The 15,286-nt window shown below is 49.3% G+C and carries 12 protein-coding genes and 2 pseudogenes; 8 read left to right on the top strand and 6 right to left on the bottom strand.

Features of this window, described 5'->3' with window-relative positions; all coding sequences use genetic code 11:
• Positions 1 to 179 (bottom strand): transposase (locus C1Y41_RS19540; RefSeq protein ID WP_146065246.1); only part of this gene is annotated, 179 nt, incomplete at its 3' end.
• A 1,207-nt stretch (positions 180 to 1,386) separates the two neighbouring features.
• Between C1Y41_RS19540 and C1Y41_RS20150 the strand changes: the two genes are divergently transcribed.
• Positions 1,387 to 1,713, top strand: a complete 327-nt coding sequence (locus C1Y41_RS20150; protein ID WP_065648040.1) for a hypothetical protein — start codon at positions 1,387 to 1,389, stop codon at positions 1,711 to 1,713.
• A 389-nt stretch (positions 1,714 to 2,102) separates the two neighbouring features.
• Here C1Y41_RS20150 and C1Y41_RS19525 read toward each other — a convergent pair.
• A protein-coding gene (locus C1Y41_RS19525) for an IS1 family transposase (protein WP_233207469.1) occupies positions 2,103 to 2,800 on the bottom strand; the annotation gives its coding sequence in 2 pieces (ribosomal slippage) (positions 2,103 to 2,551 and positions 2,551 to 2,800; 699 coding nt in all).
• Positions 2,801 to 2,930: 130 nt separating this feature from the next.
• On the opposite strand from C1Y41_RS19525, the pseudogene umuC reads away from it, so the two are divergent.
• Positions 2,931 to 4,127 (top strand): annotated as a pseudogene (gene umuC / locus C1Y41_RS19520) (translesion error-prone DNA polymerase V subunit UmuC); the annotation flags it as partial.
• A gap of 190 nt (positions 4,128 to 4,317) precedes the next feature.
• On the opposite strand, the gene C1Y41_RS19515 reads toward umuC, so the two are convergent.
• The 3 genes from C1Y41_RS19515 to C1Y41_RS19505 form a co-directional block, all read right to left on the bottom strand.
• Positions 4,318 to 4,617, bottom strand: a complete 300-nt coding sequence (locus C1Y41_RS19515) for an XRE family transcriptional regulator (RefSeq protein WP_065647948.1) — start codon at positions 4,615 to 4,617, stop codon at positions 4,318 to 4,320.
• Positions 4,614 to 4,973, bottom strand: a complete 360-nt coding sequence (locus C1Y41_RS19510) for a type II toxin-antitoxin system RelE/ParE family toxin (protein ID WP_065647947.1) — start codon at positions 4,971 to 4,973, stop codon at positions 4,614 to 4,616. The genes C1Y41_RS19515 and C1Y41_RS19510 overlap by 4 nt, the downstream gene beginning before the upstream one ends.
• 229 nt (positions 4,974 to 5,202) lie before the next feature.
• Positions 5,203 to 5,475 carry an antitoxin gene (locus C1Y41_RS19505; protein WP_065647946.1) on the bottom strand — a complete coding sequence of 91 codons (273 nt, stop codon included), beginning with the start codon at positions 5,473 to 5,475 and terminating at the stop codon, positions 5,203 to 5,205.
• Between the two features lie 190 nt (positions 5,476 to 5,665).
• Between C1Y41_RS19505 and C1Y41_RS19500 the strand changes: the two genes are divergently transcribed.
• Both C1Y41_RS19500 and C1Y41_RS19495 read left to right on the top strand, forming a co-directional pair.
• Positions 5,666 to 7,003 (top strand): hypothetical protein, encoded by a 1,338-nt coding sequence (locus tag C1Y41_RS19500; RefSeq protein WP_233207468.1) that lies wholly within the window; start codon positions 5,666 to 5,668, stop codon positions 7,001 to 7,003.
• Positions 7,000 to 7,638: a LysE family translocator gene (locus tag C1Y41_RS19495; protein ID WP_065647944.1), complete on the top strand. Its 639-nt coding sequence runs from the start codon at positions 7,000 to 7,002 to the stop codon at positions 7,636 to 7,638. The genes C1Y41_RS19500 and C1Y41_RS19495 overlap by 4 nt, the downstream gene beginning before the upstream one ends.
• Here C1Y41_RS19495 and C1Y41_RS19490 read toward each other — a convergent pair.
• Positions 7,609 to 8,427 carry an AraC family transcriptional regulator gene (locus C1Y41_RS19490; RefSeq protein WP_084886354.1) on the bottom strand — a complete coding sequence of 273 codons (819 nt, stop codon included), beginning with the start codon at positions 8,425 to 8,427 and terminating at the stop codon, positions 7,609 to 7,611. The genes C1Y41_RS19495 and C1Y41_RS19490 overlap by 30 nt on opposite strands.
• A 987-nt stretch (positions 8,428 to 9,414) precedes the next feature.
• Between C1Y41_RS19490 and C1Y41_RS19485 the strand changes: the two genes are divergently transcribed.
• From C1Y41_RS19485 to C1Y41_RS19470, 4 genes and pseudogenes are all read left to right on the top strand, one after another.
• Positions 9,415 to 10,623: an AAA family ATPase gene (locus tag C1Y41_RS19485; RefSeq protein WP_104086168.1), complete on the top strand. Its 1,209-nt coding sequence runs from the start codon at positions 9,415 to 9,417 to the stop codon at positions 10,621 to 10,623.
• On the top strand, positions 10,620 to 11,594 hold the full coding sequence (locus tag C1Y41_RS19480; protein ID WP_104086167.1) for a ParB/RepB/Spo0J family partition protein: 975 nt from the start codon (positions 10,620 to 10,622) through the stop codon (positions 11,592 to 11,594). Before C1Y41_RS19485 ends, C1Y41_RS19480 begins: the two co-directional genes overlap by 4 nt.
• A 1,253-nt stretch (positions 11,595 to 12,847) precedes the next feature.
• Complete coding sequence (locus C1Y41_RS19475) at positions 12,848 to 13,876, top strand: RepB family plasmid replication initiator protein (protein ID WP_065647940.1); 1,029 nt, start codon at positions 12,848 to 12,850, stop codon at positions 13,874 to 13,876.
• A 765-nt stretch (positions 13,877 to 14,641) separates the two neighbouring features.
• Positions 14,642 to 15,277 (top strand): annotated as a pseudogene (locus C1Y41_RS19470) (IS3 family transposase); the annotation flags it as partial.
• Positions 15,278 to 15,286: the final 9 nt, after the last annotated feature.

Raw genomic sequence — 15,286 nt, 5'->3', positions numbered from 1 at the left:
ATCGGAGAGGCTTTTGGTGTTTTGCCCTGACGCTCTTCACGCAGTTGCTTGACCCATTTTGTCATCGTGGAAAGACCGACATCCATAGCCTTAGCGGCATCAGAGACGGTGTAGTTTTGATCGACAATCAGCTGAGCGGATTCGCGTTTGAATTCAGGACTAAAATTTCTTCGTTTCATTGGTGCACCTATATTGTTCTGAGGTGAGCATATCACCTCTGTTCAGGTGGCCAAATTCAGTAAACCACTTCAAAGGTGCAATAAAAGCAGGCGACTACCGATTATGTTGGCCATATGCCTGCCAGCGCCCATAAGGACAATCTTACGTGTGATCAGAGCGCCGTCCTGTACTTTATCAAAACCCGTGTTGAAGCAACCGGCCAGACAGTTCATCTTAATCTGCAGGATTAAACGTTTGCCACCGTTCTCTGGATTGGAAAGTCTGGCGCGATACGCTGCTGCAGGAAATGATTGAGAAGGGCACGCTCATAGTGAAAATACCTGTCCTTATCGCTTAATCATACAAGTCTGCTTTACGCCCGCCACGTGAGGGCAATTTGTACATCTTTATGCCGTGCAGGTGCATTACCGGCAGCACGCGCCGCGCTGAGGCAAGTATGCGCTTGTCAGTTGTTCAGAAACAGACTTTGCTCATTCTGTATCAGTTTTCCCTTAATCGGCGCCAGACGGTGCCCCAGCGAACGATCCTGCACATAATTTATGAGCGATCAGACGATATCTATCCCAATAGCTTCCGTGCGTCCTATATTCGCCTAAACGGTCTCAGGCTGATGGTGCAGGAAAGTGGTGATTCCAACCGGAAGTGGCTCAACCTGACTGGGGGCAGCATAAAAGCCCGGGCTCTGTCTGACACGCTGATAGCAGATGTATCGAAAAAGCTGCCCAATAGTCCGGACTGAGTTTCTGTTCCTACCGTGTGCGGTATGCGGCCTAAAACATCTGTTAATTTTTTTCCAAAAAACTGAAGTACCAGATAACTTTAATTCATTTTATTTGAACACGTTAATTTCTTACTGTGATTTATCAAAATTTTTAAATGAGTGCCATGGTACTGAAATACTTTTTTGATCATATGGTCTGAACTACCCATAAAATTATTAAAAGCGAGGAGTCCATATAAATCATATACTTGAAGTTTTTTTAATCTAGAAAATTAACTTCAATAAGTTAATTGCAGGCCAAAAATTAAATTTGTCCTAAAAAAAGCAGTTGATAAGGATCACGTTATTTGTGTTAATCCGCTTATAAGAATATTCCATAACTGTTTTTGTCACCGGCACTTTTGTGACACATGAAATCCCATCAGGTGAAATTAATAATAATCAATATCATTTAACATCAGATGATAAACAGCAAAGGATTTACCATGTATACGGCTTTAAAATATTACGTAAGCGATAACAATCCTGAAGGCCTACTGCTTCACCGTGCTGACTGCGCACACCTGCCCGATCAGGCGGCCCGTGTCTTTATCGGAAGCTGCTACTCGCTGAATCAGGCCAGAACAGTGGCAGCAGCCAATTTTAAAGGGGTAAAGCCCTGCCCGCACTGCGTGGCAAAGCCCGAAGTTAAAGCAAAGCCTGCTACAAAGGTAAGGCGTGCAGTCAATATCGCAGCTAAAATTTCAAAAGAAAATAAGCCGGTCGTGGAATTCAAAAGCTGCGTTCGCCCGGTCAGGCATATGGCTGTTTGATACAACATAAGCTATACCTGAATGATGCAGGAGTATTTGTGCTGACCCAGGTATGTGAGTGTATGTCCGATAATAAAAAATAAAATGAAAATATCGATTGGCCGCGTAAAGGATCACGCGGCTTTTTTGTTAGCTCACTGCAACACGCCATGAAACCAGCAACCTGCTGAATCATAAAACTGGTGTCCGCCCTTACGCGGCATATTCTGCGAACCTAACAGGCTTCACTGCTCAATGTGAAAGTGCTGGTTTCATAGCGACAGATGCAGGTTGCTGCTTTCATAATATTTTTTAAAGTCGTCAGCTTAAATGCTGATGTATTCCGGCTAAAAGTGTAGTCTTTGCCCTCACTGCAATATTTAGAAGCGCAGCCTGGTAATGCTCCCAACTTACTGATAATGTTTTATGTTCAGATAATGCCCGATGACCTTGTCATGCAGCTCCACCGATTTTGAGAACGACAGTGACTTCCGTCCCAGCCTTGCCAGATGTTGTCTCAGGTTCAGGTTATGTCGCTCAATGCGCTGAGTGTAACGCCTGCTGATAACGTGCAGCTTTCCCTTCAGGCGTGATTCGTACAGCGGCCAGCCATCCGTCATCCATACCACGACCTCAAAGGCCGACAGCAGGCTCAGAAGACGCTCCAGTGTGGCCAGAGTGCGTTCACCAAAGACGTGCGCCACAACCGTCCTCCGTATCCTGTCATACGCGTAAAACAGCCAGCGCTGACGTGACTTAGCACCGACGTAGCCCCACTGTTCGTCCATTTCAGCGCAGACAATCACATCACTGCCCGGTTGTATGCGCGAGGTTACCGACTGCGGCCTGAGTTTTTTAAGTGACGTAAAACCGTGTTGAGGCCAACGCCCATAATGCGTGCACTGGCGCGACATCCGACGCCATTCATGGCCATATCAATGATTGTCTGGTGCGTACCGGGCTGAGAGGCGGTGTAAGTGAACTGTAGTTGCCATATTTTACGGCAATGAGAGCAGAGATAGCGCTGATGTCCGGCAGTGCTTTTGCCGTTACGCACCACGCCTTCAGTAGCGGAGCAGGAAGGACATCTGATGGAAATGGAAGCCACGCAAGCACCTTAAAATCACCATCATACACTAAATCAGTAAGTTGGCAGCATTACCGGCGATGGTCAAGTAATTTGCAAACGGATGGTCAAGTAAAATGCAAACGAGTAGTCAAGTGAGTGCAAATACACAGTTGTGGTACTGAGCAACAACGACGGCTGCGTCATTGCGCGCAGCGCCAGCGCAAAAAAACTTGGCATAAAAATGGGCACGCCATGGTTTCAGATAAAGAACCAGCTCTATCCCGAAAAGGTATTTATCTTCAGTTCGAACTACGGGCTTTACCATAATCTCAGCCAGCGCGTGATGACAGCCCTGGAAGAACTGACCCCCCGTGTTGAACAGCACAGCATTGATGAAATGTTCCTCGACCTGACGGGCATTAACGGCTGCGAAGATTATGAACATTTTGGCCGCCGCCTCAGAATACATGTGATGAATACCACCGGGCTGGTTATTGGCGTTGGTATGGGGCCGACCAAAACGCTGGCGAAGTCAGCACAGTGGGCCAGCAAGGAGTGGCCACAGTTTCGGGGCGACCTCGCGCTTACGCCAGACAACCCAAAGCGCACCGCTACTCTTCTGGAAAATCAGCCTGTGGAAGAAATCTGGGGGGTGGGACGTCGCATCGGCAAACGCCTGAATCTGATGGGTATCCATAATGCGCTACAGCTGGCACGCGCCCACCCTGCCCTCATCCGGAAAAACTTTAACGTGGTTCTGGAGAGAACCGTACGCGAACTGAACGGCGAATCCCGTATTCCGCTTGAGGAACTGCCCCCTGCCAAGCAACAAATTTGCTGCTCCCGCTCTTTTGGTGAGCACATCACCTCAAAGGTCGCCATGCAGCAGGCGCTGTGCCTGTACGCGACAAGAGCGGCCGAAAAGCTCCGGGGCGAGCGGCAGTTCTGCCGGCGTGTCAGCGTGTTTATTCGCACCTCGCCGCATGCGGTCAACGAGGTGTTTTACGGAAACAGCGCCGGAGAAAAGCTCAGCCTGCCTACCCAGGATACGCGGGACATTATTGACGTGGCCATGCGATCGCTCGATCGCATCTGGCTCGAAGGTCGCCGGTACATGAAAGCGGGCATCATGCTCGATGACTTTACCCCAGACGGAGTGAGTCAGCTCAATCTCTTTGATGACAGGCAGCCACGAAAGAACAGTGCGCAGCTCATGAAAGTGCTGGACGGCATTAATCAGTCCGGGCTGGGAAACGTGTGGTTTGCAGAACAGGGAGTGAATACCGAATGGAACATGAAGCGGGAGATGCTCAGCCCAGCCTGGACCACACGCTGGTCTGACATTCCTGTTGCACGCGTATTATAGCCGGGTAGGCAAACGGGAGTTCGCCTGTTTTCTTCTCAGGGAACCTGTTTCGGAAACGCTTTCTCAAACTGGCCCTGAAGCCAGCCATAACGTCCCTGTTTTGCGTGACTCACAGGAGCATCGCTCGCCGTTACTCGCTGAAAAATGCGTCAGGCGCAATTCCGCTGACGCACCGGGATATCAGCATCACTCAGAGGGTAAAATCGACGTGCTCACCGCCCGGCATATTGACGCCAATTGTCAGCTGACCGCCAAGCGCCTCAACATAACGTTTGAGCGTGGCAATTTTCAGATCTTCACCGCGCCCTTCAATAGCCGCAACAGAAGGCTGTGCAATACCCATGGCTTCAGCCTGCTGCTTTTGGGTTTTCGACAGCGCCTCACGCAGTTTATACAGCTGAGAATCAAGTCGCATTGCCGCGACTTTTTCATGAACCTGCGTGAGTTCATCAGGTGTCAGATCAGCCATCAGGTCATCAAGCGTTTTCATTTCCCGCTCCGTTTCAGTTGGTCCAGATGTCGGTGGTACTCATTTTCCGCTGTTTTGATCATGGTCTTGTAGAAGCGCTTTTCATCTGCGCCTTCTTTATTACCCGCACACAGGACAATCGCTTTACGCATGGGGTCAAACACAAAGAACCCTCTTACGGGCCGCCCGTTGCTCTGCACCCTCAGTTCTTTCATGTTCGGGATTTTTGAGCCGTAAAGCGTATCCACATGCGGCCGGCCAAGATGCGGGCCTTCCTGCTTCAGGAGGTTCAGTGCGGCAAGCACATCCAGCTGCATCGCCCTGTCCTGCTCTCTGAGCCATTCCGCGAATAAATCCGTGGTTTCAACGATCCACACACGCCCACCTTTATATATTACAGTCTATACAGCATATATATCACAGTCTATTTTTTCAATACTGCGCTCTGTCTGCTATACCAACATCCTTTATCGCCAGGTTTTCATATCTGCGCAGGTGGCAGGCTGTATAAATGCAATATGCCCGACATCAGCCAGACTGAATACGCTCAGGGTAAGCGGCAGGCCCCGGCCTGCTAAACAGCGGGTCTGTCATGAACGCAGACCCTCAGATTAATTCTTTACCCTGCGGCGCGTCATTAAGTCCGTCGTGACTTTCTTCGTTGAGGTAGCTGATCTCATTCAGATCGATAACGGACAGCAGATGCGCCTGCGTTTTACGGCCGTGGGGCAGGCGTGAAGCCGGTGTCAGTGACACTGTCTCACCCTCAACGGTGACGTTAAGCCGGATGCCAGGCATCCAGCCGGCCCGGACAGCCACATCATCCGGAACCGTGATGACTAAAATACCGTTCTGCTGAAGTAATGTCAGGTCTGCCATATTTCTCCCCTTCTCCTCTCTGACAATGCGCACGGCGCCAGACAAACGATATCTGACTTTACTGTGAGGTTTGCTAAAGCCGGTTTTAGACAGTAACAAGACGCTGTCAGTAGCTGTATGCCTGCCCGTTAACGTGAACTGAGGCTACAGCGCAATTCTTTCCAATACCGAAAACATGCGGACTGGTTAAGTGAGTATCTCGTTAATCATTATGGAAGGGAATTTCATGTTTACGACACCATTCTGGCCTGCAGCTGATTCATATCACATCCATATGATGGATATTCCGCTGCCAGACTCACTTTCTCCGGCTGTGCTGGACCTTATTCATCAGGCTACCCGGCTTGCCGATGCAGCAAATCATATTCATCCGGTTGCCACGCGAACCGGTACCACTTTACTTCAGTCCGTCGAAGAAAAGCTCAGCATTATCTGTTTTAAGCTCGCCCGGGAATTTGCCGACCCGGACACCCGAAAAGCATTGCAACTGCGCGCTGATGTGCTTTCAGATCCCCGTACCGCAGGCGAACTGCTCCCGCAGATAGCCGGTCTTGATGAACAGGAACTGGTACAGGGTATTGGCTATATGTCGACATGGGTGGGTAAATCCAGAGCACAGCATTACTCCGCATGGTTTGGATTACCTAATCGCGCCCTGCAGGAAGTTTCTGATGTGGTGGATGACCTTTTTTCAGATAACCTGACCTGGCTGCAGCGCCATATTGATGCACGGCTGATTGCCCTGCCCGGCTGCCGTTACAAAATCGTTGATCTGTTTGCGATTGCCGGCGAAGCCAACAGCTATCCCAAACACTTTGCTTATTTCTTCCCTGAAGACGAAGGCGTCAAGTACGCGCCTCAAAAATGCACCATCGTGTTTGCAAATACGTATCTTAACCTGTTCGAACGCTTCGCCCGAACCCAGGCCTCTCTGCTAGGCTGGCAACAAAACGTTATTCCGGAAAGCAGCATCTGTGCCCGTCACCTGATTGCGTGGTTCAGAGGTCACGATTTGGGCCATTCCATTGTCATTGAAAAAATGAGGTTCGGCAGCCTGAGCAAGCTGGACCGATGGGGATCCATGGTCATCCAGGAGGCGCTGGCTGACGTGTTTGGTCTGCTGATGTGCCTCACAGAGGATACCCGTCAGGCACTGCAGCTGGATGAAACGCATCAGCTGAGGGTGTTTCTTCTGGAGATGCTTCGGTATCTGCGTCGTGGTCCCTGCGACTATCCCGATGCCGGGGCGGCGTTTATTCAGCTTAAATGGCTGACGGAACATCAGTGCCTGTACTGGAATGGAACCCACTATGAAGTGGATCTCGCCGCGGTTAAACCGGCTTTAACCGCGCTGGCCAGTGCAATGACATTCTCCGTTCTTCAAGGTGATACCGGAAAAGCCGGGGAGTTCCTGCAACGTTATTCACCGCATCATCAGCGTGAAGAAGCTGCAATGCTGCTCAACCGGCTTGGCAAAACGGTCGACATGATTGAATACGACCAGAAGATAAAAGGTTTTCTATTATGATCGAATTCTCAAACGGCTTTTTACTGAGTTTATCGCTGTGTCTCGATATCGGCATTGCCAATATCGCCATGATCACCCTTGCCATGCAGCGCGGGTATTTCCATGGGTTCTGGCTGGGTATGGGCACCTGCGTCGGTGACCTGGCCTATGCATTACTGGCGCTGGCAGGCATGGCAGTGCTGCTTCAGTATGAAGTGGTCCGCTGGGTGCTGTGGATAGGCGGTGGAGCCCTGCTGTTATGGTTTGCCGGTAAAATGCTGGTGGCCGCATACCGAAAAGCAGCAGAACTTAATGTCAGCGAATCTCATCAGGCTCGCCCACTCCTGCGGGAGTTCGGACGGGGTGTTGTACTAGCCATGTCCTCGCCCACAGCCATCTTGTGGTTTGCCACCGTGGGCGGTGCGCTGATTTCGCGGATGGGTCATCATAGCCTGACTGGTACATCGTGGTTTCTGAGCGGGTTCTTTATAGCGGGTATGTTCTGGACATGCGTGCTTTGCCTTGTCGGGAGCTTCGGCGGCAGGATGCTGGGTCAGCGGCTGCTTAAATATTCCTACATCGCCTCGGCCCTTATCTTCAGCTATTTTGCGCTCTATGTCATTGTATCAGGATACCGGGAATTTATGGTGGCCTGAGCAGACCTGCGAAGCATAATGATGGGGCGTCGTCCCCATCACTTTTCGAAAGGCATTAATGAAATGACTCTGATCGTAAAAACCCAGCATTATTGCCGCATCAAGCGGATGAACGTTTCTGCGAAGTAAGTCTCGAGCGTGATGCAGGCGAAGCTGCATATGGTACTGCAGGGGCGGCATACCCGTATGCCGGGTAAAGAAGCGCACAAGATGATATTTACTCAGCCCCGCCATCTGCGCAAGCCTATCCAGCTGGGGTTTAACGCTGAGATTTTCTCTCAGGTATTCAATCACAATGTTGAGCCTCTGTTCGTCATTGCCCTGCAGAAATGCCGGGGTCTCCAGCAGTTCGCCGCACAGCAACATCAGCTCCTGCTCTTCATTTGCCCCTTCACCTTCGCGCGCGGAAGCCGCAAACCGGTACAGCGCATTAAACAGTCGTCTGTTTTCAATAATGCCTTCGCGCAGAACGGGCGCATGGCTGTCGCTGCGTATACTGTCCTCATCAGCCAGCAGTTTCATGACGCTCTGGGGCATGTGCACGCTGATAAAATCAACGGACTGACTGTCAAAACGCGACGCCTGAATGGTCCCCGGATTATATAAAGTCACCTGCCCACTCTTAACGTACGTGGTTTTACCTGCCAGCCAGATTTCCTCCACACCTGTTAGGTTGGCGCTAATGACGTACTCATCATGAAGATGTTTTGGAAAGCCAGCATTACAGGCACTGACGCGGGAGCATTCCACGCCATTGCGGCTAAACCACTCTGCAGACTGTAGCGACAAAATAATGGGCCTTATGCAGTAATAGTGAATGATTATTAACGTTTACTAAACCATTCCCCGCTACTTTTTTCAACTCTCCGCGGCAAAGCTTTCACGGTGCCTGAACGTCCAGGACACTGACCAGCATCCTTGTGGGGAATGCTGAGTCGGTATTTTACGTTCGGAATTTCTTCCCTTTAGTCTGTATAAAAGAGGGCAGGGCAATGCCCAGCTTTCAGCGATGAATTTGGCAAGCGAACAGGTGAATTCAAAAGGTGGTGTGCCCATACGTTCATCTGCAGCCTGACAGCAGGCATTCTCTCCCTGACTGCGTGAAGAGCTGACAGTCAATCCGATTACATGTGTTGCAATACAGTCAGCGGCCATAATGCCGGGGCGGTCGCCTTTGCGAAACTTCGTGTCTGGTCAGTATCCGTTGCTATGTTCATGAGTAGGACATACCTGCACGTTATTGTCGCAGCGGTTAAACAGGCCAGCGTGCTGAGCCATGACCTGATCAGCTTTCCACTTCTTCTATGGATTCAACAAGTCTGGGGCTGAATGCAGTATCTGTTGGCAGTGAATCAGCGCCCGGCTACTTTTCACTGCCCGTAATGCTTACTCATCGTGGCCTTATAACTGCGTGTGTCCATCCACCTGACAATCAGGTTAAAATTCTGTTCAAACCGTGAGTGAGCAGTAAACCACCTGGGAATTTCACATTGAAATAAATCCATAAAAATATTTTAAATCAATTAGTTAAAATTGAAATTCGCATGGGAATTTCATTCTGCTTTCAGACCCAGATATGTGAGATGCAAAACAGGGAAAGGGCAGGGGCTTGCGGCATTTCACCCGCTGCCTTTTAGCTGATCCCCCGTAAAAGCAGAACAAGAGGCGACAAGTTCATACACCTGCCCCGTACAACTTTTTATTGAATACAGAAAAATGTTGCACAAAGCATTCATAAATGTACACTGGCGAAATTAATTGTCAGTGGAGCGGATGATGAAAAGTAACTACGGTGGAGTGGATGAAACTGCGCGCAGAGCGAATGCTATGTTGCGCAGTATGAGTGATGACATTATCGATAAGCGCCAGGAATTCGGTCTCGATCAGTTCTATCAGACGTTCACACGTAATGCCGTGGCCAACCTGCCTAAGCTCAGCCGCCGTGCTGTTGAGCAGGCCATTGAAGAAATGGAATCCAAAGGGCATGTATTTGGCAAAAAGGATGCCGGTAATGCGAAACATTACGCGCTGACTGTTCAGGACGTTGTAGATATCTACGCTCACCGGAAGGTGCCAAAATACCGCGACATCCATAAGGGCGAATGCCCGTTTGTGATCTTCGTCGTCAATCTCAAGGGTGGGGTGTCCAAAACGGTCAGTACCGTGACGCTTGCTCATGGATTACGCGTTCACCCTGACTTACTGCAGTATGATTTGCGCAATCTGGTTATCGACCTAGATCCGCAGGCATCCAGCACCATGTTCCTGAATCAGGCAAACAGCATCGGGTCGATTGTCGAAACCGCCGCTCAGGCCATGCTGAATGATCTTGATGCGCAACAGCTCAGAGAACAAATCATCAAGCCAACCATCATTCCGGGTGTGGATATTATTCCGGCTTCCATTGATGATGGGTTTGTGGCCAGCCAGTGGGATCGCCTGGTTCAGGAACACCTGCCCGGCGTACTGCCTTCTGAAGTTCTGCGCCGAAACATTATCGACAGGGTGGGAAGCGACTATGATTTCATCTTTGTCGACACCGGGCCTCATCTTGACGCATTCATGCTTAATGCCATTGCGGCAAGCGATCTGCTTCTCACGCCAACACCGCCCGCGCAGGTGGACTTCCACTCAACCCTGAAATATCTCACCCGCTTACCCGATATGCTGGAGCAACTGGAAGAGGAGGGGATTACACCGCGTATAAAAGGAAATATCGGCTTCATGTCCAAGATGACGTCCAAACGTGATCATGAGATGACTCACGGGCTGGCCCGGGACGTGTTTACGTCTTACATCCTGGACGCCACGCTGCCCCGACTGGATGGGTTTGAGCGCTGCGGGGAAACGTTCGACACCATCGTCAGTGCCGATCCACAGTCATATCCGGGCAGTTCAGAAGCGCTTAAAAATGCCAAACGTGAAGCCGAACGCTTTACACAGGCCGTGTTTAAACGGATTGAGTTCGTCAGAGGGATGCAATAATGAAAGAACTGAAGAAAATGGGACGCACCCTGGGTAACTCCAGCTTCAGCAAAATGCTGAGCGAAACGGAAAGTGCCCGTACTTTTACCCTTAAATCCGGTGCCACCGCACGGTTTACGCTTAGCAAGATTCTGCATGATGACATCGAAACGCAGACTTACGTGGATGCCACGATTAACGGCCGCGATCAGGCCTTTTTAACTGAAGAATCCGTCAGCGATATTTCACGCACCATTAAACTGCAGCAGTTCTTTCCGGCTATTGGCCGTGAGGTAGACGGGCGTATTGAAGTCCTGGACGGTTCACGCCGCAGGGCCGCGTGCCTTTACAGCGGTATGCCATTTGAAGTGTTAGTGACGAAAGATGAGCTGTCGCTTTCAGACGCCCGGCAGCTGGCCATCGACATTCAGACGGCAAAAGAGCACACACTGCGTGAACTGGGTAATCGCCTTAAGCTGATGTACCCGGAGCATATGAATCAGTCTGACATTGCTGCTGCGGAAGGGCTGTCGCCGGCAAAAGTCACGCGTGCTTTTCAGGCGGCGTCGGTACCCGATGAAATGATTGCGGTCTTTCCCTCCGCCGGCGAGCTCTCTATTAACGACTATAAGACCTTACTGGATATTGCAGAAAAAGCGGCGAGCAGGCAAATCAGTGTCCAAGAACTGGCAGAGGGCGTGCGCGAACGTATTGCGCATGATGCGCTCACTGAGCTCGATGATCCGGCTGTTAAGGCAAAGATTATTGGTTACTTTCGTGCAGCCAGTGCTGAACCTAAGTCAGCGCGTGATGCGAAAAAAGTCGTGACCGAAAAAATAGCGGAATTCAGCGATAAAAAGCAGTTTGCGCGGAAAAAAACGGACGCCGAAAAGCGTCTTGTGACGTATGAGTTTTCGCGTCTTCCTGCGGCCTGGCAGGCAGAGCTGGATGATGCGGTGAAAGCCGTAATTGAAAAGATGCTCACAAAATAATTTTCAATCCAGTGTGCAAAAGAAGGGGAGTTACTCCAGTGAGTATCTCCCCTTTTTATTGGATACCCACCAAAAAACCGCTCTAACTTACTGTTATATCTCGCCAATATGGGAAAATTTCAACCTGAAATTCCCATCATTGAATATCCTGATTCTGCACGGCTTAGTCTTCACAGTTGACTCAACTGCCCAATCTGCCTGGCCCTGAATCCCTAACGTTCAGCTTATAAGAATTATCGATCAAACATGCAGAAGTGATAGGGAAACTCATAATGACTACTTTCCACTTAAGACGCCACATGGTCTGTTAACTGGAACCGCTGTTCGTTGCCCACGTCTTGAATCATAGGAGGAGGTATATCTGTAGCGTCTCAACGTACAAATTGATGCGAAGAACTTGTCCGATAGTTGTGGTGGCTGTGCTGATAACGTTGCTTTCAATATCTTATAGGTCTGTGCAAAAAAAACACAATCAAGCCTGATAAAATAAAAATATTATTTAATAACAGTTTCTTAAAAAATAAGTGGGAGCATTTTTAGCATACCTTTTAGCAGTCCTATACGACCAGGGTTTTTATATGCGAGCATAATGTTGGCTCCTCATCCTGTGACATTATTGCTGAGTAATCGCTTAAAAGGGAATGTATGACGAACTGGTAGTGAGCACAAAACACCTCAGACAATTTCAGAGAGGTCTCTCATCACATTTCTTTCATAGAGTGAGGGTGAGACCCCATAGCACCTCAAGGCTTTCACCAGCACATAAATGCAGGCTGGCTAAGAGTGGCTACAGCGACGGTTTATCTGCAGCAGAGATCGGCTGTAAATGACCCGTTGATGATGGCGCGAGTATGCCTGTTAAGCAGAAAGCCCTTAGAGTTATCCACTTATCCACGCGATAGATCCCAATAAATTGATCCTAATGAGATCCTTTATAGATCCCAAAGAGATCCCCGATCGCCGCAGGCCGCACCAGCTCTGGCCTGAAGAGGGGTCCGCATAAGCTATAACAAGTAAAATATAAGCTATACAGAGATCACAATAAGCTATAGAAAGTAAAATATAAGCTGTAATTAGGAAAAGACATAAGCTATAGTGAGTTTATCGCTCATTTCCCGTTTTGATTGTGGATAACTAATCTGATTGCTTGTCAGAGGGTTACTTCGATCATTGGCGAGTTGTTATCTAACAATTCACAATCCGGATCGGTTGATCATGCTCAACGATCCTCTGAAACGTGTGCAGGAACGCTTGTGGCCAGCGACAATCTTGACTTAACAAAGCTTTTTGAAGAAAAAGACACAAAATCCGGGGAAATCGTAACCCTGACGCCGAATGCCAATAATACCGTGCAGCCGGTGGCACTGATGCGCCTGGGCGTATTTGTCCCTACGCTTAAGTCGTTAAAAAACAGCAAGAAAAACACCTCTTCAACAACCGATGCCACCGAGGAGTTGACGCGCCTGTCTCTTGCGAAAGCAGAAGGTTATGAAAAGGTTGAGATAGTCGGCCCGCGCCTGGATATGGATAACGATTTCAAGACCTGGGTCGGGATCATCCATTCCTTTGCAAAGCACAAAGACAAGGTCATTGGCGACAAGGTACAGCTCTCATTTGTAGAGTTTGCCAAGCTCTGCGGCATTCCCTCAAGTCGCTCCTCAAAGCAGCTCAGAGAGCGTATCAGCCCGTCTTTGAAGCGTATTGCCAGCACTACCATCTCTTTCTCTTCAAAAAGCGGCGACGACGCAAAAGAATACATCACGCATCTGGTCCAGTCTGCTTTTTACGATACCAAAAAGGACATTGTTATCCTGCAGGCTGACCCGAAGCTTTTCGAGCTCTACGAGTTTGATCACAAGGTGTTACTGCAGCTCAAGGCGATCAACGCGCTTAAACGCCGTGAGTCCGCTCAGGCGCTCTATACCTACATTGAAAGCCTTCCCAAGAACCCGGCCCCTATCTCACTGGCGCGCCTTCGCGAAAGGCTGAATCTGCGCTCTCCTGTGTTTTCGCAGAACCAGACAGTGCGCCGTGCGATGGAGCAGCTCAAAGAGATTGGTTATCTGGACTATAGCGAAGTTCAGAAGGGACGCAGCGTCTACTTCCAGGTCCATAATCGCTATCCAAAGCTCAGAGCGCCCAAGACGGAGCAGCTGGAAGTACCGAAGGCAACAACGAAAACAAAAGAGCCACTCGATCCGCAACTGCAGGAAAAGATTGAACTTCTGGATAAGCTCGGTATTTCACTTCAGGATCTGGAAAAGATTTTTAAGTCTCAGTAACAGATAAGCTGTGATGAGTGGTTCTCTTATCAGGAGAGCAAAGAATTAATGAGGCTGTAAGTACAGTCTTATAGTAACTCTCTGAATTTTATTAATTTTAGAAAAACTACTCACTACAGCTTAGCTCTGTGGTACAAAGGGCGCGTTTTACTCCTTATAGCTTATATCTATGCGCTGAGGAGTCGAGGTCACTCACTATAGTTTATATAACCTCTCCCCCTGAAGACTCTTACTCACTACAGTTTATAAAGAACGCAAATTGCCGCTTATTCCACTCACTATAGCTTATGCAGTGATGGCGAGTAGCTGATTACTCACTACAGCTTATGATTAACAAGTCAGAGTCTTTCTTACTTGAGATTATCCTGCTGATTTTTAATGGTTTATATGCATTTCCGGCTTCTCAGCTATAAAATAGCAGAACTCACATTACTTCCTATAGCTTATGTTTACTTACTACAGCTTATGATCAAGCCATAACATCCACTCCTTATAGCTTATATAAGCTGTAAGGAGTGATAGTTCTCTCATATAACCACTCATGACAGGCGATGAACGTCATGGCAGACAATTACCTTGAATCTGCAAAGCCAGGAAATCGCAGAAACTGAGCTCGTGAGGAAATCAGTGTGCTGGCAGGTTTCTCTTTCAGGATACGCACGTGTCCGTGCCAGCCCGGCATGGCCTTAGTGCAGGCGTCTCGTTGAGAACAGAGTTTATTTATAGACATGCAACAATCTTGCTTTCCGTCTGCCCCGTGACACTGGCAGACTCATGAAAGAGCTGGGGCTGGTCAGTTGTCAGCAGCCGACTCACCGGTATAAGCGTGGGGGGCATGAGCACGTTGCTATCCCGAATCATCTTGAGCGACAGTTCGCCGTAACAGAGCCAAACCAGGTGTGGTGCGGTGATGTGACCTATATCTGGACAGGTAAACGCTGGGCGTACCTCGCCGTTGTCCTCGACCTATTCGCAAGAAAACCAGTGGGCTGGGCAATGTCGTTCTCGCCGGACAGCAGGCTCACCATGAAAGCGCTGGAAATGGCATGGGAAACTCGCGGTAAGCCCATGGGGTTAATGTTCCACAGCGATCAGGACAGTCATTATACGAGCAGGCAGTTCCGGCAGTTACTGTGGCGATACCGAATCAAGCAGAGTATGAGCCGGCGCGGAAACTGCTGGGATAATAGCCCAATGGAGCGCTTCTTCAGGAGCCTGAAGAACGAATGGGTGCCGATGACGGGCTACGTAAGCTTCAGCGAAGCAGCTCACGCTATAACGGACTATATCGTTGGGTATTACAGCGCGCTCAGGCCGCATGAATATAACTGTGGGTTACCACCAAACGAATCGGAAAACCGATACTGGAAAAACTCTAACGCGGTGGCCAGTTTTAGTTGACCACTTCAT

It is taken from the genome of Pantoea sp. ICBG 1758 (assembly GCF_002928325.1).
Classification (GTDB): domain Bacteria; phylum Pseudomonadota; class Gammaproteobacteria; order Enterobacterales; family Enterobacteriaceae; genus Pantoea; species Pantoea eucrina.
This window is presented reverse-complemented; position numbering and strand designations above follow the sequence as displayed.